At 68.4% G+C, this 19,119-nt stretch carries 12 protein-coding genes; 5 read left to right on the top strand and 7 right to left on the bottom strand.

Going from position 1 to position 19,119, the window contains the following annotated elements; genetic code table 11:
- Positions 1 to 6 precede the first annotated feature (6 nt).
- Entirely contained in the window at positions 7 to 2,664 is a 2,658-nt protein-coding gene (locus ASD79_RS18875) for a hypothetical protein (RefSeq protein WP_056724487.1), read from the top strand.
- 40 nt (positions 2,665 to 2,704) lie between these two features.
- Here ASD79_RS18875 and ASD79_RS18870 read toward each other — a convergent pair whose 3' ends face one another.
- The 7 genes from ASD79_RS18870 to ASD79_RS18840 form a co-directional block, all read right to left on the bottom strand.
- Positions 2,705 to 3,406 (bottom strand): DUF6250 domain-containing protein, encoded by a 702-nt coding sequence (locus ASD79_RS18870; RefSeq protein ID WP_056724484.1) that lies wholly within the window; start codon positions 3,404 to 3,406, stop codon positions 2,705 to 2,707.
- Positions 3,403 to 4,956 carry a glycoside hydrolase family 28 protein gene (locus ASD79_RS18865; protein ID WP_082585022.1) on the bottom strand — a complete coding sequence of 518 codons (1,554 nt, stop codon included), beginning with the start codon at positions 4,954 to 4,956 and terminating at the stop codon, positions 3,403 to 3,405. Before ASD79_RS18865 ends, ASD79_RS18870 begins: the two co-directional genes overlap by 4 nt.
- Positions 4,953 to 5,906, bottom strand: coding sequence for an alpha/beta hydrolase (locus tag ASD79_RS18860; RefSeq protein WP_368664872.1), 954 nt, complete (start codon positions 5,904 to 5,906; stop codon positions 4,953 to 4,955). The genes ASD79_RS18865 and ASD79_RS18860 overlap by 4 nt, the downstream gene beginning before the upstream one ends.
- On the bottom strand, positions 5,896 to 7,086 hold the full coding sequence (locus tag ASD79_RS18855; RefSeq protein WP_235524520.1) for a rhamnogalacturonan acetylesterase: 1,191 nt from the start codon (positions 7,084 to 7,086) through the stop codon (positions 5,896 to 5,898). Before ASD79_RS18855 ends, ASD79_RS18860 begins: the two co-directional genes overlap by 11 nt.
- Positions 7,087 to 7,296: 210 nt before the next feature.
- The gene (locus ASD79_RS18850) at positions 7,297 to 8,058 is read right to left on the bottom strand and encodes an SDR family NAD(P)-dependent oxidoreductase (RefSeq protein ID WP_056724480.1); all 762 of its coding nucleotides are present in this window, start codon (positions 8,056 to 8,058) and stop codon (positions 7,297 to 7,299) included.
- An 11-nt stretch (positions 8,059 to 8,069) separates the two neighbouring features.
- Positions 8,070 to 10,466 (bottom strand): glycoside hydrolase family 2 TIM barrel-domain containing protein, encoded by a 2,397-nt coding sequence (locus ASD79_RS18845; RefSeq protein WP_056724477.1) that lies wholly within the window; start codon positions 10,464 to 10,466, stop codon positions 8,070 to 8,072.
- Between the two features lie 127 nt (positions 10,467 to 10,593).
- Positions 10,594 to 12,285, bottom strand: a complete 1,692-nt coding sequence (locus ASD79_RS18840; RefSeq protein ID WP_056724475.1) for a beta-xylosidase — start codon at positions 12,283 to 12,285, stop codon at positions 10,594 to 10,596.
- Positions 12,286 to 12,986: 701 nt separating this feature from the next.
- On the opposite strand from ASD79_RS18840, the gene ASD79_RS24085 reads away from it, so the two are divergent.
- From ASD79_RS24085 to galA, 4 genes are all read left to right on the top strand, one after another.
- Positions 12,987 to 13,127: a hypothetical protein gene (locus ASD79_RS24085; protein ID WP_156400582.1), complete on the top strand. Its 141-nt coding sequence runs from the start codon at positions 12,987 to 12,989 to the stop codon at positions 13,125 to 13,127.
- Between the two features lie 75 nt (positions 13,128 to 13,202).
- Positions 13,203 to 13,580, top strand: coding sequence for a tryptophan 7-halogenase (locus tag ASD79_RS25555; protein WP_056724472.1), 378 nt, complete (start codon positions 13,203 to 13,205; stop codon positions 13,578 to 13,580).
- Positions 13,581 to 13,741: 161 nt separating this feature from the next.
- The gene (locus tag ASD79_RS18830; RefSeq protein WP_056724470.1) at positions 13,742 to 16,090 is read left to right on the top strand and encodes a glycoside hydrolase family 31 protein; all 2,349 of its coding nucleotides are present in this window, start codon (positions 13,742 to 13,744) and stop codon (positions 16,088 to 16,090) included.
- A gap of 128 nt (positions 16,091 to 16,218) precedes the next feature.
- Positions 16,219 to 19,107 (top strand): beta-galactosidase GalA, encoded by a 2,889-nt coding sequence (gene galA / locus ASD79_RS18825; protein WP_082585038.1) that lies wholly within the window; start codon positions 16,219 to 16,221, stop codon positions 19,105 to 19,107.
- The last annotated feature ends 12 nt before the right edge of the window (positions 19,108 to 19,119 follow it).

Genomic DNA, 19,119 nt, shown 5'->3' with positions numbered 1-19,119 from the left:
CGGGGTGTGCTGGCGTCGAGCCTGGCGCTCTCCGCCTCCGCCGCGCCTGGGGTTGGCCAAGCCAGGCCCCAGGTCGCGCCGGTCGAGGCGGCCTGGCTTGGCGATGCGCCTCTGGCGGTTGCGGCCGCGGCGATCTGGGGCGCGCCCTGGCCGCGCGGAACCCTGGGCAAGACGGTTGCGTTGCGGGCCGTTTCGGAGACCGGCGCGGCGATCCCGCTTCAGACCTGGCCGCTGGCCTACTGGCCGGACGGTTCGGTCAAGTGGACGGGCCACGCGATCGCCGGACCGTCTTCGGAGAAGCGCTTCCGGATCGAGCCTGGCAAGCCGGCCGCCCCGCCGAGGCCGGTCACGGTCCGCGAGACCACCGACGCCGTCGAGATCACCGCCGGCGATCTCGTCTGCCGGCTACCGCGCTCGGGGCGCGCCCTGATCGGGCAGGTTCTGGTCAAGGGTCGCGAGACCCTGCGCGACGGACGGCTGGTCTGCCTGTCGCGGGACAAACCGCCTGGCGAGACCGGCACGGTGACCACCGAGACCTTCGACAGTATGGTCGAGGCCGTGACCGTCGAGCAGCGCGGGCCTGTCCGGGCCCTGGTGCGCATCGACGGTCGTCACCGCTCGGCGGCGGGCCGCGCCTGGCTGCCGTTCTGCGTCCGGGCCGCGGTGGACGCGGCGGGCGGCCTGAAACTGACCCACAGCTTCACCTTCGATGGCGACGCCGCCGGCGACTTCATCGCCGGCCTGGGCGTGCGCTTCGACGCGCCCCTGACCGACGAACTCCACAACCGCCATGTCCGCTTTTCAGGGCAGGGAGAGGGGATGTGGGGCGAGGCGGTGCGCAACCTGCCAGGCTGGGCGCCGGCCAAGTTCGCCCTGGCCGACCGCTTCGCCGATCAACTGGAGGGCAGGCCCGTCCCAGCCCTGTCGGCCATGGACGCCAAGACCCGCGAGCAACTGGCGACCGTGCCAGCCTGGGACGGCTTTCGTCTGTTCCAGGGCGAGTCCGACGCCTTCACGATCGACAAGCGCACGGGCGCGAACAGTTCCTGGCTGCGCGCCGACCAGGGCGGTCGGGCGTCAGGCCTGGGCTATGTCGGCGGCGTCTCGGGCGGTGTCGCCTTCGGCTTGCGCGACTTCTGGCAGCGGCATCCGACCGGCCTGGAGATCACCGGCGCGACGGGAGAGGCGGCGACGGTCACCCTGTGGCTGTGGTCGCCCCAGGCGCAGGCCATGGACCTGCGCCACTACAGCGACAAAGCCCACGGCCTGGAGATCCAGTACGAGGACGTCGAGCCTGGCCACAGCACGCCGCTGGGCATAGCCCGCACCAACGAGATCTTTTTGTGGCCCCTGGCGGCGACGCCGTCCCGTGCGGCCTTGTCGGCGATGGCCAGCCATGTCGCCGCGCCGCCTCTGCCGGTCTGCGCGCCGACCTACTACCAGGCCTGCGGCGTGTTCGGCGCCTGGAGCCCGGTCGACCGCTCGACCCCGGTCAAGGCGCGGCTGCAGGACGAGCTCGACCGCCTGGCGGGCTTCTACCTTAACGAGGTCGAGCAGCGGCGCTGGTACGGGTTCTGGGACCACGGCGACGTGATGCACACCTACGACCAGGACCGCCACGTCTGGCGCTACGACGTGGGCGGCTATGCCTGGGCCAATAGCGAACTGGCGCCGGACCTGTGGTTCTGGACGGCTTATCTGCGTTCGGGCCGCGCGGACCTGTTCCGCCTGGCCGAGGCCATGACCCGCCACACCGGCGAGGTCGACGTCTACCACCTGGGGCCGTTCAAGGGCCTGGGTTCGCGACACAATGTCAGCCACTGGGGCGACGGGGCCAAGGAGGTCCGGATCAGCCAGGCTCTGCTGCGCCGTCACTACTACTACCTGACCGCCGACGAGCGGACCGGCGACCTGATGGCCGCCGAGGTCGATGCCGACCACGCCCTGGCCGCCGTCGATCCGGTGCGCAAGCGGTTGGAGAAGTCGGCCTATCCCACCCACGCCCGCACCGGTCCGGACTGGTTCGCCTTCGCCAGCAACTGGCTGGTGGCCTGGGAGCGTACCGGCGACACGCGATGGCGCGACAAGATCATCAAGGGCCTGGACGCCATCGCCGCCTCGCCGCTGGGCATGTTCTCCGGCCCGGGCTTCGGCTACGACCCGGCCACGGCGACCATGGTCGATATCGGCGGCGCCTTCGCCACCAGCTACCACCTGGTGACCATCATGGGTGGGGCCGAGTTCGTGTTCGAGCTGGACGGCCTGATCGACGATCCGGTTTGGTCCAAGGCCTGGACGCGGTTCTGCGTCTATTACAACGCGCCGCAGGTCGAGCGTCAGGCGACGCTGGGTCCCAAGGCGACGGATCGGGTGTTCGGCTATCCGGTCTGGCACGCCAAGCTGACCGCCTGGGCGGCGCACAAGCTGAACGATCCCGTGCTGGCCCGCCGGGCCTGGGACGAGTTCCTCATCGACCGCCGCGGAGGCGGCAAGCCCAGCCGCCCGCCGCCCGTCACCCGCGTGACCGGCTCGGCCGTGCTCGACTCCGTCGACGAGATCGCCAACGTCTCGACCAATCAGTCGTCGCAATGGTCGCTGAACCTGATCGAGTTGCTGGCCCTGGTCGGCGACGCGGCTCCGGAGCGGTTGCCGGAGGGATGGTGACGAGACGCCTCCCATCTCCCGCAAGGGGAGAAGAGAAGGGTTATGCTTGGTCAGACACCCCAAACCGCCGGATCCGCAGATGGCTCTGCGTCGTGCGTAGGCCAAACCAGCCTCGCGCATAGGGGGCCGGATCGTTCAGCTCGAACAGCTTGCGGCCGTCGCTCCAGTACTGGATCAACCCGCCGTCCGCCACCAGCCGCACCGTCGTCCAGCGGTTGGGAGTCAGCATCTCGTCAGCCGCCGCGTGGTCGTGCTGGGGCAGGAGGGGGCGGTCGCCCGGTCGACCGACATAACGGCGGAAGCGGGTCGTGGTGTTGCCGTTGCCGCCTTGTCCCACATAGTAGGTCTCCAGCGTGTCGTAGTCGGCGAAGGCCCCCGAGCGCGGGTTGGCCAAGGGGCTTTCGCCTGAAACCTCGCGCGCCATCCAGAAGGCGTTGAGGTCGCTGACCCGGTCATTGACGTCGCCCGACGACACCGCCTGGGCCTGGTATTCGATCGACACTGGCCCGGTCAGTTCGGGGCGGAACCACAGGGTCAGGCCGGCGGGCGCGTCGATGTCGAGCACGCCGCCGCGGGCGTCGATGCGGGCTGGCTTTTCGGCCTCGATCGCCCATCGGTCCAGGCCGCGCCGGAAGTCGTCAGCGTGCAGCCGCCGGCCGCGCCGATCGGGCGCGCCCGCCGCGGCGAGAGCCGGGGTCGCGGCCAGGGTCGCCAGGCCGGCCAGGATCGCGCGGCGCCTCATCGCGATCCTCCGTGAGCCATGGCCAGGCCGACCCGCCGGGGCGGGGCGGCGACCAGGGCCGTGACCTTCTCGGCGACGATCGGCTCCGTGCCCTCGACCCAGGCCAGTTCCAGCCGGTTCAACTGCGCCCTCCGCGTCGATTGCAGCAGGATCGGCGGCCGGTGGTCGGGCTTGAGCGTCTCGATGCGGATATTTTCCAGGCGCAGGCCGTGGACGTGGCGAACCCACAGGCCGTAGGCTGGGGTCGGGCCGAACATGCTGGGCTCTGGATAAGCTTCCGCCAATTCGGCGGGCCGGTGCGCGGCCCAGGCGCGATCGCCGCCGCCGGCATAGACCAGGCAGACATCGGTCAGCGTGACGTCCTCGATCGGGTCATCCGCCAGGCCGGCGATCGTCGCGGCGTAGTCGGGATGGATGTCCCAGGCGGTGAGGTTGCGCACCTCGATCCGGCGGATCGCCCCGCGCCCCGTGCCATCCGGTCCGCGCCGTCGATTGCCCAGGCGCAGGAACAGCGGCGCGGTGGTCACCTCGCGCATGACGACGTTGTTGATCGAGATGTCCTCGATCACCCCGCCATCGACGGTTTCCAGGGCCAGGCCGCGCGAGCGGTTGAAGACGCAGTCGCTGATGGTGATGTGGCGGAAGCCGCCGTTCGACTCGGTGCCCAGCTTGATGCGGCCGGTGACGCGGTCCTGGTCGGGTGCGAGTTGCTGGGTGCGACCGAGGGTTCCGTCCAGCATCGTGCCCAGGTCGTAGCCGCTGACCTGGCAGCCGGTGATCTCCACCCGCTCGGTGGCCCGGGCCGCACCCAGGGCCAGGGAGCTTTTCAGGACGATGGCGTCGTCATTGGGCGTGTTGACCCGGCAGCCGGTGACGCGCACGTCGCGGCAGGCGTCGATGTCGATCCCGTCGCGGTTGGTGTCGATCGAGAGGCCGGTGATCGTCAGGTCGTCGCAACCGGTGGCCAGCACCGCGAAATGACCGCCGCGAAAGACGGTGAAGCCGTCCAGCGTGATCCGGCGAGCATTCTTCAACGCGATGGCCTTGTTGCCCTGGCCGATCATGGCCTCCAGGTTCGGCGATAGGATCGCCAGTTCCTCGGGTTGGAGATTGGCCATGCTGAGCGGAAACTCTCCCACCTGCCGTGTCCAGCGTGAGCCGGGGCCTTCCCGGGTCAATCCCAGACCGTCGATCAGGCCCGGTCCGAGAATGGCCGCGTCCTCGACATCGTCGGCCCAGATCAGGCTGTTGCGCCAGTGGCTGTGGCCGAAGTCCTGGTAGAGGTCGAAGGGGTTGGGTTCGGCGGGATCATAGGCGCCGGCGTGGCGGACGGGATCGGCGGCCTCCAGCACGCAGCCTTCTTCCAGCCGCAGGGTCACGCCGCTGAGCAGGCGGATCGAGAACGACAGGTAGCGGCCGGCGGGCAGGCGCACCTCGCCGCCGCCCGCTGCGTGGACCACTACGATGGCGGCGTTGATGGCGTCGGTGTCGAGCGCCACGCCGTCGCCCCGCGCCCCGAAGGCGCGAACGTCCAGCGCCGCTTGTTTCATGCGTAGAGTCCGTGCCGCCTGAGGAAGGCGGTTAGCAGGTCCGGCCAGGGCATCGGCGCGCCGCCAGGCCCCTTTAGGCCAAAGCCGTGACCGCCAGCTTCGAAGACGTGCAACTCGCTGGCGATCTTCTGGGCGCGCAGGGCCTGGAACATCAGCAGGCTGTTCTCCATCGGCACCACCCTGTCGTCGGCCGCGGTCGCGATGAAGGTCGGCGGGGTGTCGGCGGGAATATTCAGTTCGGCCGACACCGCCAGGCGCTGGGCGTCGGTGGGGGTCTTGCCCGCCAGGGCTCTCAGCGACGGGCCGTAGGCGTGTGGGGCTGTCATGGTGACGACCGGATAGAACAGGCCCGCCGCCAGCGGCCGGGTCGGCAGACGATCGGCCGCGTCGATCGGCGCATAGGCGTCGTTCGCGAAACGGGTCGCCAGGCGCGCGGCCACGTGGCCGCCGGCCGAGAAGCCGGCCACGGCCACGCGGGCCGGATCCAGGCCCAGTTCCGGGGCGCGAGCGCGGATCAGGCGGATGGCGCGCTGAGCGTCCTGCAGGGCGACGTCCGGCCCGGCGGCCCAGCCGTCGGCCGGCAGACGATAGTCCATGACGAAGGCGGTGATCCCTTGGTCGGCGATCCAGGCGTCGATCGACCCGCCGGCTTTGCTTACCGCCACCCGCACATAACCGCCGCCGGGAATCATCAGGATCGCCGCGCCGTTGGGCTTGGCCGGTCGCCGCATCATCAGCCACGGCTTGCGGACATTGACGAAGGCGGTGTCGTTGGGATCACCGCCCGGCGTGCGCAGGATCACTTTCTCCTCGACGGTGACGCGCTCGCCGCCCGGGGCGGGGCCGGGCCACAGATCGACGACCTCGACTGGCGCCTGGGCGCGGACCAGGCTGGGCGCCGCCATGGCCAGGGCGCCCAGACCCAGCAAGGATCGACGGTCAGTTGCCACGGGGAGCCTCCGTGCTGTGGGCGGCGCTGGCGGCCATGATGAAGCTGTCGGGCAGGGGCGGGCGGGCGGGGTCGAACGGCGGCAGGCCGTCGATCAGGTGGAGGGCCAGCTCAGGGACCGCCGACCGGATCCCCGCGACAACGCATTGGGCCAATTGATAGGCGCCGTAGTTGTCGTGGTGAGTGGCGTCCTCGCCGCCGTTGTTGAAGGCCTTCCAGGCCTGGTCGGGACCTAGGGCCTCGTAGAAAGCCGCGCTCATGGTCAACAGATCGATCAGAGGAGCTCCGGTCTCGTGGGCGACGGCGCGGACGGCCTCGGGGTAGTCGCTCAGCGTGTTGACGATCCTGCCGGCCGCGTCGAACTTTCTGCGGTGCATCGAGGTCACCAGCACCGGCGTCGCGCCACGCCGCCGGGCCTCGCCGATATAGACCTTCAGATAGTCGCGATAGGTGGTGGTGGCCTCGACATAGGTCTGGGGCCACTGGATCTTCTGGTCGTTGTGGCCGAACTGGATCAGCAGCCAGTCGCCGGGCTTGATGCGACTGAGGATCTTGTCCAGTCGCCGCTCGACCAGGAAGGATTTTAGAGATTCACCGGACTCGGCATGGTTGGCGACCGAGATCTCGGGCTTGAAAAACCGGGGCAGCATCTGGCCCCAGCTGGCGGCCGGCTCGAAGCGCTGGTCGGTGACGGTCGAGTCACCGGCGAGGAACATCGTGGGCACGGTGACGGGCTCGATCCGCAGTCGGCGCAGGGCTGGGGCGGGGCCGCAGAACTCCAGGGTCAGCTTGCCATCCCAGTCGTAGGAATCGATCTCGCGTGGATTGAGCGGCACGCGCGCCCCGCCCGGCGCGTTGGGCGGCGGGGCGGTCAGAATCGGGGTGCGGACATTGACCACGAACTCCACCGTCGCCGTCTTCCCGGGGCGGGTGACGATGCGCTCGGCCATCAGCCGCCGGGACTCGGCCTTGACCGTGGTATCCGACGCCGCCTTGCCGCCAAGTTCCAGGATCACCCGGTAGTCGCCTTCCGCCGCGGCGATCGAGAACAGGAAAGGCCCCGGTGTCGGCGAGGGTTCGAAGCCATAGCCGACCGCGGGATCGTAGGCGGCGTCGCGCGCGACCCGGAGGTGGCCCGGGGCGAGTTGGTTGTCGCCGAAATCGAAAGCCCAGGCCTGCATGAGTCTGGCCGGTTCCGCTGCTCTTGCCGCCACGCCAAGTCCGGAGGCGGAGGCGAGGGCGGCCAGGACGGCGCGTCTATGCAACATCACTGCGTGGCCTCCCTGCGCGATCCTCTCGGCGCGTCACGCTTGTTGACCCTACGAATATCGGGCGGCCCGCGTGGACGCAACGAATTTCACATTTCGAGATGTTATCCCGTAAAATGAAACTCAGGGCATCAGCTGCCCGCCATTGACGTGCAGGATCTGGCCGGTGACGTAGCCGCTGAGGCTGGGCGAGGCGAGGAACAGGATCGGGCCGACCACGTCTCGGGGCTCGCCGATCCGGCCCAGATGCACGGCGTTCTTCATCGCCTCCATCCGGTCGGCCGGTGTCTGGACGTGGAAGGGCGTGGCGATCACACCGGGGGCGACGGCGTTGACCCGGATGTTCCGCTTGGCGAGGTCGCGGGCCATGTGGCGCGTCAGGTTATGCACATAGGCCTTGGCCGAGGCGTAGTGGCCCGAGCCCGGTCCGCCGCCGTCGTTGGCGGCGATCGAGCCGAGGTTGACGATCGCCCCGCCGCCCTGGGCTTCGAGATGCGGCACGACCGCCTGGGAGGCGGCGATCAGTGAGCGGACATTGAGGTTCATCACCGCGTCGAAGGTGTCTTCGGTCCAGTCCATGAACTGGGTCCTGCCGGTCAGGGAACCGGCGTTGTTGACCAGTACATCCAGCCGGCCGAGCGCCTGGGCGGCGGCCTCGACCATCGGTGCGGCCTGGGCTGGATCGCCCAGATCGGCCTGGATCGCCGCCGCGAAGCCGCCGGCCGCCGTGATCTCGTCGACCACGGCCTGGGCGGCGGCGGCGCTGGAATTGTAGTGGACCGCCACCCGCGCGCCCTTGCGGGCGAAGGCCAGGGCCGTAGCGGCGCCGATGCCGGTGCTGGCGCCGGTGACCAACACGCCCCGGCCGTCGAAATCGTCAAACATGGGAACTCCGTTCAGGGCCGTGGCGAGCCGGTTGGGATGGTCAGGGCGGCGGGTTTCAGGCCGGGCGCGCTGGCCTGGACGGTGACGCCGCCACTCGCGCCTGATCCGCGCACGAAGGCGGTGGCCTTGCCGCGATAGGCCTGGCGGGTCGGCGAGGCGAAGATCGTATGGTCGGTCGGGGCGCCGTTGTCGGCGGCGACGAAGCGGCCCCGGCCGCTGACCGTGAAGGTGATCGGGGCTTCGGACGACGGCACGACCACCCCCTTGGCATCGGTCACCTGAGCGCGGACGAAGGCCAGGTCGTCGAAGGTCGACCCCACGCTCGTCACGTCGGCGACCAGTTCGATGCGGGCGGCGGGGCCGGCGGTGCGCAGCCGGTCGCTGGGGCCGCCATCGGCGCAGCGGGCCATGACCTCGCCGGGCGCGAAGGTCACGTTCCACTGGCGCGGCGCGCCGTTGGCGGGCAGGGACTTGGCCCCCAGGGCGCGGCCGTTGAGCGAAACCTCGACGCTGGAACAGTTGCTGTAGACCTCGATGGTCTCTGGATGCGGCGTCAGGTCGGCCGGGGTCCAGTCGTCGAGAATCTCGGTCTTCGGCGGCGGCGTGGCCACCGCGACCATGGTCGGCAGGGTAGGGGCCGGTCCCGCCCCGTCGTTCGAGGGGGGCGGGGCGGCGGGGGCGGCGTTGCGTACGACGTGGATGACCGGACTTTCGGCCCACCAGCCGGCCCGCTGCATGCCCGCGACCTTCAGCGCCCCGGCGCGGTCGAGCAGGCCGGCGGGATTGTCGATATTGGGCCAGCCGCTGCGGTCGGCCTCGCCCAGATAGTCGACCCCGGTCCACAGGAACATGCCAGCATAGGGGGCGTAGTCGCGCACGGCGATCCACGAGCCGCGCGTCTTGCTGTTCTCGGTCCCGACGATCTTGCGGCTGGGCCTGGCCTCGTGGGCGGCGGTCAGTTCGGCCTCGCGATAGTTCTGGCCGACCACGTCGAGCATGTCGGCCAGACCGTTGTCGTAGTCACCGGTCACATTGGGGCGGAACAGACCCATGGTCACCGGTCGGGTCGGGTCGGTGGCGTGCATCACCTCGAGCAGGCTTCTCAGCGCCGCCTTGGCCTGGACCGGATAGGCGGTGTCGTGGATCTCGTTGCCGGCGCTCCACAGGACGACGCTGGGGTGGTTGCGGTCGCGGCGCAGCATGTCGCGGGCGTCGCGCCTGTGCCAGTCGCTGAAGAACAGGTGGTAGTCGCCCGGCGTCTTGGCGACGTTCCACTGATCGAACAGCTCGTCCATGACCAGGAAGCCCATCTGGTCGGCCAGGTCGAGGAACTCTGGCGAGGGCGGGTTGTGGGCGGTGCGGATGGCGTTGACGCCCAGGGCCTTCAGGGCAGTGAGGCGCTGGCGCCAGACCGCCAGCGGCACGGCCGCGCCCAGGGCCCCGCCATCGGCGTGCAGGGCCACGCCCTTCAGCTTGACGTTCCGGCCGTTCAGCCAGAAGCCGGTGTCGGCCTCGAAGCGGGCGTCGCGGACGCCGAAGGCCACGGCCTCATTGTCCTGCACGGCGCCATCGGCGTCGACCACCCGGACGGTCGCCCGGTAGAGGTTTGGGGCCGAGGTGTCCCAGAGCCGTGGCGAGGGGATGTCGAGCTCACCGCCCAGGGTCTGGGTGCGTGCGACGCCAATCTCGGTGGGCGCGACGGTCTTTCGAGCCACGATCCCACCGTCGGGGCCGGTGATGACGATCTCGAGGCCCGTCCGCGACCCGGCCTTGCCGTCATTGACGACATCGACCTGGATGCGGACCGTGCCGCGATCCTTCGTGATCGTCGGCGTGGTAACGAAAACGCCGCCCTGGTCTACATGCAGGTCGCCGGTTTCGATCAGTCGCACGTTCCGGTAGACGCCTGAACCGGCGTACCAGCGCGACGAGGGGGCGGCCGAGGTGTCGGCGCGCACGGCCAGCATGCTGGGGCCATCCGGGTTCAGAAAGTCGGTGACATCGTAGCGCAGGCCGACATAGCCGTTCGGTCGATGGCCCAGGTGGTGGCCGTTAATCCAGACGCCGCTGCGCTCCATCACCCCGTCCAGTTCGACGAACCAGCGGCGACCGGCGACCGGCCGCACGTCCAGGGTGCGGCGGTACCAGGCCACGCCGGTCGCCAGGAAGCCGCCAGCCCCGCCGGCCCGCGCCTCCACGTCGAACGGCCCAGTGATCGCCCAGTCGTGGGGAACCGAGACGCGAGTCCAGCCCGTGTCGTCGAAGCCGGCCGTCTCGGCCCCTTGCGGGTCGCCCTGGATGAAGCGCCAGCTGTCGGCCAGCGGCAGGGTCCGGCGTTCGGCCGCCCGCGCGCCGGCGGACAGTAGCGCGAGGGCCGTTGCGATGAGCAGGGTCGATGTCTTGCGCACGCGCGTACTCCTGAAGTCCGGGCAGTGCCGACGGGAGGGCGCTTCGCCATGACAGCATCCGGCGCCACATCGGCGCCCGCTTCCGGGCGGCAGACCCTCCCTGGACCAGTCCGCCAAGGTCTTCACGCTATCGCGGCCTGGTCGTCTCCAGCACCAGCAGGGATACACCCTGTCGCGGCAGTTGGAAGGTCAGGGTTAGCCCGGACTTGGTCCGAGCCGGCAGTGGACCGTCGAGCACGGCCAAGCCGCTGGCCTGCTCCAAGGTGTCGTACTGGGCCTTGGTTGGGGCCGGTGGCGAGCCCATCCGCCGCCATGCGCCGTAGACATTGCCGTGATCCTCGTCCACCCGGTAGTGGGTCAGCTTGGCGCCGGCGAAAGCCCGCGGCAGGTTTCTGAGGTCCAGGCTAATGTCGGCGGCAGGGCCAGGCACGTCATCGTCGTGGTAGTTCCAGACCAGGATCGCCAGTCGATCGGATCCCAAGCTGGCCAGGGCTCCGATATCGGGTCGTCCGCGGACGCCTTTGCTGAGGATTTCGTCGAGCGGGATTTGCCCCGAACTGACGGCCTCGATCCGCTGTGGCCCCATAAGGCTGAACATTCTGAACACGTTGACCACCGCCAGGTCGAGGCCATTGCTGGACAGTTGGCGGAAGCCCGCGAAATAGGGCTGGTCCTCAAACTCGAAGGCCCAGGTCAGGGCGCCGTCCAGCGTGACGCCGCGCCGGGCCGCCAGGTCATACTTGCGAGCGAAGCTGGCGGCCGTGTAGCTGGAATAGACCGTGCCGTTCCGATAGCTGAAACTGGGTCCTTGGCAGGCGGCGCACCCCTCTGGGTCGGATTCGCCGATCACGATCGGCTTGGCCTTCAAGGGCGGCCGCGCCGCGATCATTGCAAAACCCTTGTCGATGCCGGCCAGTTGTGTGGCGATCCCCATCTGGATGTGGCCATCGACGAAGCGCGGCGCGCCCTTGGCGTGGAAGGCCAGGAAGTCGGTCGGCGTGCCTTTTTGGCCGGTGACGTAGTTGGTCCCATCAGTCACGTGGGTGAGGAAGTCCTCCATGAACTGGCCGCCGCTGCCGGCGACATCGGGCCCGCCCACGCGAGCCGTCGGCAGGGCGCGTCGCACCCCGGCGATGGCGTAGTCGTGCAGCTTGTAAAATTCCTCAGGCGTGCCTTTCCAATAGGCGGGGCCATTGGGTTCGTTCCAGACCTCGAAGTACCAGGTCTCGACCTCGGCACGGCCGTAGCGCTCGACGCAATGGCGCACCCACTGGTAGGCCAATTCTGACCACTTGTCGTAGTCCTTGGGCGGATAGCCCCATCCGCCGCTGATCAGGTTGTAGTCGAAGCCCGGCCGCCAGGCGTGTTGGTAGGGCTCGGGATGGCTCGAGAGCGCTTGCGGCATGAAGCCGATCTGGACGTAGGGCCGGACGCCGTTGGCTAGGTAGGTATCGAACAGCCTGTCCAGGATCGTCCAGTCGTAGACCGGTCGTCCGTTGGCGTCCTCGGTGTAGACGTTGGTGCTGCCCCATTTCAGAGCGGGGGCGCCGTCTCCGGTGTTGAGCAGGTTATGCGCTCGGAAGTAGACGGCCTTGGGCTTGAGCGCGCCCAGATGACCAAGCAGTTTGCGGCCGTCCTTCATGGTTGCGTAGTTCGGCTCGTCGGCTCCAAAGAACCGCCAAATCGGCCGAAGTTCCTCAAGGGGCTTGGCGGCATCGACGGTGATCGAGACGGGAACGGCGGCGGGTGTCTGGGCGAGCGCCGGCGCACCCACGGACAACAGGGCGGCCAGCAAGCCGACACCAGCGCGGTTTCGCATGGGTTCACTCCCCTGACCGACGCCGTGCGTCGCGCCGTTGGTCGTTGCCTAGCACGGATCACGGGAGGCACGAGTGTAATTGTGTGACAATTGTGAGCTCGCCTCGGGAGCCGGCGCCGTCGCGCCGTCGATCTGCCCTCCCTTGGGAACGGCCTTTTGCGCATGAGCGGTGCGGGATATGCCGTTAAGCTGCGGATCAAATTCGACCGACTGGCGCTGCGTGGAATTCGATAGCGCACGGCGCCCCGCCGCTTCATGGAGGGGCGAGGTCGCGTCCAACGCGTCGCCTAGTACGTACCGAAGCGAGTGCGGAGTTCTGGCCGATAGGGCGCCGTATTGTCCGACCAGGACTCGTTGAAAAGGTCGCCGCCATCGTGAACGATTGGCGTCGAAGGTGACAGGATATAGAGAGCTACATTTTGGAAATTATCTAGTAAATCTAATTAGATGGATAGGATAGTCCGTCTATGGCGTCAGATTCTACCGGTGCCGCCTCGGCGCCAGAATGCCACCGGTGTCATTGTGCCGTTGAGGCATCCGTCAAAAATGAATTCTATTTGTCTGAGGAATTGACTTGCCAATTTCCGGTAATGGGATAGGTCCATAGGGCAATGACAACGCTGCCATCTGGCGGTGGTCAACATGGTCCAGTCGGCGCCTTCAGAGCGCCAGGACCCAGGCGCGCCGATGGGAGGGACAAAATGCTTCGGAGGCAGAGCGTTCTACGGGCGATGTTGTTGCAGGGCGCCTCGATGGGCGGCTACCTCGACGACCGCAAGTACATCCGCAGCGGGTTCATCGCCGACCGTCGCGTGAGCGCCAGCCTTCGGCTGTCTTTCTAATTTTTCCTCCCCCTTCGCCCTTCGGCCAGTTTTTCCCCGGCCGAGGGGCGACTTTTTTCTTTCCGGAGGAGGCTCTTGAGTAAGCGAATACTGATCGTTGGCGGCGGAACGGCCGGCTGGCTGGCGGCCGCTTACCTGGCCCGAACCCTGGGCGCGCAGTCTCCCGGCGGCATCGAGATCTCGTTGGCCGAGTCCGCCGAGATTGGTATTCTCGGGGCGGGCGTGGGCGTCTTTCCGATCACACCGACCTCGGCGCGGCCGAGCGTGTCCTGCGCGACTATGTCGGCAAGGCCGGAGATGGGTTGGACGTACGGCATATCGAGTTATGAGGCGCGGCGGTTCGTGCGGCATGTGCGCGACATGATCGGCAAAACCGCTCAAGCCATGCCGCTCCATGCCCAGTTCCTGGAAGGCCTGGCGGCCGCGCCCGCCACGGCCCAGGCGGCCTGCTGATGCGTGGCATGAGAGGCGAACGGCCGAGTGTCAGCGGCGAAAACTCCGAGGACCGCGCGGCATCCTGCGCGCCACCGACGAGGATGTGGGACAAAGGAAGATCTCGGATCGGCGCGGCGACGCTGCGGGTCGGAGCTCACGAGCGTATTGGGGAGGAAGACATGCATCAACGGAACAAGAGCACGCGACGTTCGACGGCTGGACTGGTCTCGGCCCTGGCCTTGAGTCTCGCCGCCGGCGCGGCGATGGCCGAGCCCTTGGCGGTAATGGACCGCAACGGCTCCTACGTCTCGGTCGAGACCTACGCCCCCAACATCGTCCGGGTGACCATCAGCCAGGACAAGGACCTGGCCGCCGCGGCTCCCGGCTACGGCTTCACGGGAGCCAGCGACGCCAAGGGCTGGCGCCATGACCAGAAGAGCGGGGCCGACGTCTTCACCTCCGGCGCCCTGTCGCTGGAAGTGGTCGCCCAGCCCTGGCCGGGTCCGCCTTCCCAGATGGATCGCTATTTCGCCCCGGCCTTGCCGCCGGTGTCGGTGAAGGTGCGCAAAGCGGATGGTTCGGATCTGGTGGCGATGAACGGCTGGGAGATGTCGCCGCACGTGGTCAACGGCGAGCGGACCTATAGAGCCGGGGCCAGCTTCTCGACGACCGTCGACGAACACTTCTACGGCCTGGGCCAGAACCAAGAGGGGATACTCGACCTGCGCGGCCGGGAGATCGACTGCAAGCACGACTACGACGCCCCGCACGGCGAGACGGTCTGCGTGCCGTTCATGGTCTCGAACAAGGGCTACGGAATCCTGTGGGACAATCCGTCCGACACCAAGGTCTATCCGGCCGTCAACGGCCGCACCCTGTGGCAGTCGAAGGTCGGCGAGCGAGTGTCGTTCTTCGTGATCACCGGCGGCAGCTATGACGAGATCTACGCCGGCTACCGCAAGCTGACCGGCGTGACGCCGCTGCCGCCCAAGGCCGCCTTCGGCTACATCCAGAGCAAGGCCCGCTACGAGACGCAGGCGCAGATCCTCGACGTCGCCAAGGGCTATCGCGACCGCGGCTATCCGCTCGACATCATGGTGCTGGACTGGTTCCACTGGACCCGGATGGGCCAGATGGACATCGATCCGGTCGCCTTCCCGGACCCGTCGGCCATGAACAAGACCCTGCATGACGCGGGCGTCTCCAGCATCATCAGCGTCTGGCCGCGCTACGAGAAGGAAGGCCGCTACTTCAATTTCCTGGCCGACAAGGGTTGGCTGCTGAAGGACGCCGACGGCAAGCCGGCGGACGGCCTCGCGTTCCGCAGCGACCGCGCCGGGGCGCTGATCGACAGCACCAATCCTCAGGCCCGCGAGTGGTTCTGGGGCAAGATCCGCGACAACATCGCCTCCAAGGGCTTCGACTGGTTCTGGCTGGACGAGACCGAGCCAGACCTGGTTCCGGACGGCTATTTCTTCTCGATCGGCTCGGGCGACCGCTATCACAACCTGTTCCCGTTGGTGCACACCCAGGGCGTGGCCGAGGGCTCGCGCCGCGACCGGCCCGACAAGCGCAACCTGATCCTGGCCCGGGCCGCCTATATCGGCGCCCAGCGCAACGGCGCGCTGTTCTGGTCGTCCGACATCCAGCCGACCTGGGAAGCCCTCAAGCGCCAGGTGCCGACCGGCCTGAACTTCACCGCCTCGGGCCTGGCCTATTGGGGCAACGACATCGGCGGCTGGCAGTGGCTGCCGCAGACCACGACGGCGACCAAGCCGCCGCTGCTGGATCCGTCCGACGCCCGCGCCGTGGTCGGCCAGAACAACGACTATCCCGAGCTGTTCGCCCGCTGGTTCCAGTACGGAACCTTCACCCCGACCCTGCGGGTGCATGGCATGCGCAAGGACACCGAGGTCTGGACCCTGGGCAAGGGGGCCGAGGGCGTGGTCGCCAAGTACCTGAAGCTGCGCTACGCCCTGATGCCCTACCTCTATTCCATGGGGCATACGACCTACGAGACCGGCGCGCCGTTCATGCGCGGGCTGTTCATGGACTTCCCCAACGATCCCAAGGTGGCCACCCTGGGCGACCAGTACATGTTCGGCCCGGCCTTCCTGGTGGCGCCGATCACCGACCAGGGCGTGGAGAGCCGCGACGTCTACCTGCCGGCCGGCGCCGACTGGTACGACTACTGGACGGGCAAGAAGTTCACCGGCGGCCAGACGATCGGCGTCCATGCGCCGATCGACACCATCCCGTTGTTCGTCCGCGCCGGCTCGATCATCCCGATGGGCGCGCCGATCCTCAATACGGCCACGCCGCAGGCGATCAGCGCCGTGAAGGTCTATCCGGGCCGCGACGCCGAATTCACGCTCTATGACGACGACGGGGTGACCAACGCCTACGAGAAGGGCGTCAGCAAGGTCGTGAAGCTGCGTTGGGACGACAAGGCCGGCAAGCTGACAGCCTCCGGCGACAAGGCGATGGCCGCCCAGGCGTTGGCGGCGGTGCAGGTTGTCTCGCGCTAGGGAGGGCGCGCGCGCGAACGTCGGCATGAGCAAGCACGGCAAGAGGCGGGCCGCCGCCATGCGCGACGCCCTTCGGCCGAACGGCGCGCCGGGCAATTGAGGTGAGCAGAATGAATGAGATCAGCGGTATGAACTTGGACCGCCGCCGCTTCCTATGGACGAGTTCCGCTGTCGCGCTGGTCGGCGCCGGCGGCGCGCCCGGCTTGGCCTGGGCGGACGCGGACCTCGCCGCCCGACCCGAGCGGTTCTACCCCAGGCCTGAGCTCAAGGCGCCGGGCGAGCGGGTGTCGCTGGATCAGGGCTGGCGCTTCCATCTTGGCGACGTGCCGTTTCCGAAAATCAGGGGCCATGGCTGGTCCTATGCCAACGCCAAGGCCGGCAACGCCGGGGGCGCGGCCTCGCCCGAGTACGACGATAGCGACTGGCGCGAACTGGACTTGCCGCATGACTGGGTGGTCGAGGGGCCGTTCGACAAGGACGAGAACCTCGCCCAAGGCTATCGCCCGCGCGGCAAGGCCTGGTATCGCCGCGCCCTGCGGTTGGATCCCGCCGATCGCGGCAAGCACATCTCCATCGCGTTCGGGGCCATCGCCACCCATGCGACGGTCTGGTTCAATGGCAGTGTCGTGGCGCACAACTGGAGCGGCTACAACGCCCTGCAGATCGACCTGACCCCGTTCGCCCGCTACGGCGACGAGCTCAACAGCATCGCCGTGCGCGTCGACGCCGATCCGATGGAGGGATGGTGGTACGAGGGCGGTGGCATCTATCGCCACGTCTGGCTGACCAAGCGCGCCGCCGTGCACATCGTCGACGACGGCGTCCACGCCGATCCGCGACGAGACGGAGCGGGGCGCTGGACCCTGCCGGTGGTCGCCACCCTGGGCAATATCGGCCCCAAAGCCGAGGCGGTCGAGGTCGAGGCCCAGCTGATCGATCCCTGGGGCAAGGTGGTGGGCGCGGGGCGCGTGGCCGCCGAGGCCCCATCGCTGGACCAGGCCGAGGCCCGCCTCGTGCTGGACGTCGCCGCGCCGCGCCTATGGTCGGTCGACGATCCGGCCCTCTACACCGTGCGCACCCGCGTCTTGCAGGCTGGCAAAGTGGTCGACGAGGCGATCACCTCGACCGGCTTCCGCACGCTGCGGTTCGACGCCGCCCAGGGGTTCTTCCTCAACGACCGCGCCTTGAAGATCCACGGCGTGTGCCTGCACCAGGACCATGCCGGGGTCGGCGTGGCCGTGCCCGACAGCCTGTGGGATTTCCGGTTGCGCCGGGTCAAGGCGATGGGCGCCAACGCCGTCCGCTGCGCCCACAACGCCCCGGCCCCGGAGATGCTGGAGGCGGCCGATCGGCTGGGCGTCCTGATCCTCGACGAGAACCGCAACTTCAATCCCAGCCCCGACTACATGCGGCAGCTGGAATGGCTGATCCGCCGCGACCGCAACCACCCCAGCGTCTTCCTGTGGTCGGTGTTCAACGAGGAGCCCATGCAGGGCACCGAGGCGGGCTATCAGATGGTTCGGCGGATGGTGGCGGCCGTCAAGCGCCTGGACGACAGCCGCCCGGTCACCGCCGCGATGAACGACGGGATGTTCAACCCGATCAATGTCTCGCAGGCCGTCGACGTGGTCGGCTTCAACTACCAGTCCGACAACTACGACCGGTTCCACGCCGAGCATCCGCAGTTGCCGATGATGAGTTCGGAGGACACCTCCGCGTTCATGACCCGGGGCGAATGGTTCACCGACCGCTCGCGCAACATCCTGGCCGAGAACGACGAGGAGCCGTCGTCCTGGGGAACCACCCATCGCAAGGGCTGGGAGGCGATCGCCAAGCGTCCGTTCGTGGCGGGCGCCTTTCTGTGGTCGGGCTTCGACTATCGCGGCGAACCGACGCCGCTCGAATGGCCCTCGGCCAGCTCGTTCTTCGGGGCCATGGACCTGTGCGGCTTCCCGAAGATGGCGTTCTTCCTGCACCGGGCGCAGTGGATCAAGGACCGCCCTCTGCTGGACCTGGCTCCGCACTGGACCTGGCCAGGCAAGGAGGGCCAGCCGATCAAGGTGATGGCGCTGACCAACGCCGAGGCGGTGGAACTGCGCCTTAATGGCAAGCTGGTCTCGCGTCAGGCGGTCGATCCCTTCGTCATGCCGTCCTGGACCGTGCCCTATGCGCCCGGGCGCCTGGAGGCGATCGGCTATGTCGGCGGCCAGCCGGTGTCGAAGGCGATCGTCGAGACCGCCGGTCCGCCGGTCGCCTTGCGCCTGACGCCGGATCGAACCGTCCTGACCGGCGACGGCGGCGACGCCGCGCCGATCACCGTCGAGGCCCTGGACAAGGCCGGACGGGCCGTCCCCACGGCCAACCTGGCGGTGACCTTCGAGATCGACAACGGGCGGATCATCGGCCTGGGCAACGGCGACCCCAATTGCCATGAACCGGAAAAGGGCAATGCGCGCAGCCTGTTCAACGGCCTGGCCCAGGTGATCGTGCAGAGCGAGCGCGGGTCCAGCGGCGTCCTGCGCCTGAAAGCGTCGGCGCCGGGGCTGCGAGCGGCGCAAACCCAGCTGTCCGTCCATTCCGGAACGCTGCCGGCGGCGCCGCGGACCCCGCCTATCTCGATCCTGTCCGATTGGCGCGTATCGCCGGTGGCGCGCGTTCGTCCCGACCCGTTGACCAAGCCGGCCGACAACGACATGAATTCCTGGACCTGGGCGAGGCCTGGATTGCTGCAGGACGCCGTTCCCGAGGGCGGGTTCGCGCTCTATCGCGCGATCTTCACGCCGCGCGCGACAGTGCGGCGGGCTGGCGGAAAGCTCCTGTTCAGCCGCCTGACGGGGCCCGCCGAGATCTATGTCGACGGCGTCAAGGTCGCGGCCAAGACGGACACCGCGCCTGGAGCCCTGACCGCACCGCTGCCGGCCAAGGAGGGCGAGCGGACCGTGGCGGTGCTGATGACCGTCGCGCCCGGCGAACCGTTCGGAATGAGCGCATCCGTGATCGTCGGGGAACGCGAATGAACGCGACCGAAC

Origin of the sequence: Caulobacter sp. Root655 (assembly GCF_001427665.1) — a bacterium.
Classification (GTDB): domain Bacteria; phylum Pseudomonadota; class Alphaproteobacteria; order Caulobacterales; family Caulobacteraceae; genus Caulobacter.
Note: the sequence above shows the minus strand (reverse complement) of the source record. Positions and strands in the feature narration are given on the sequence as shown.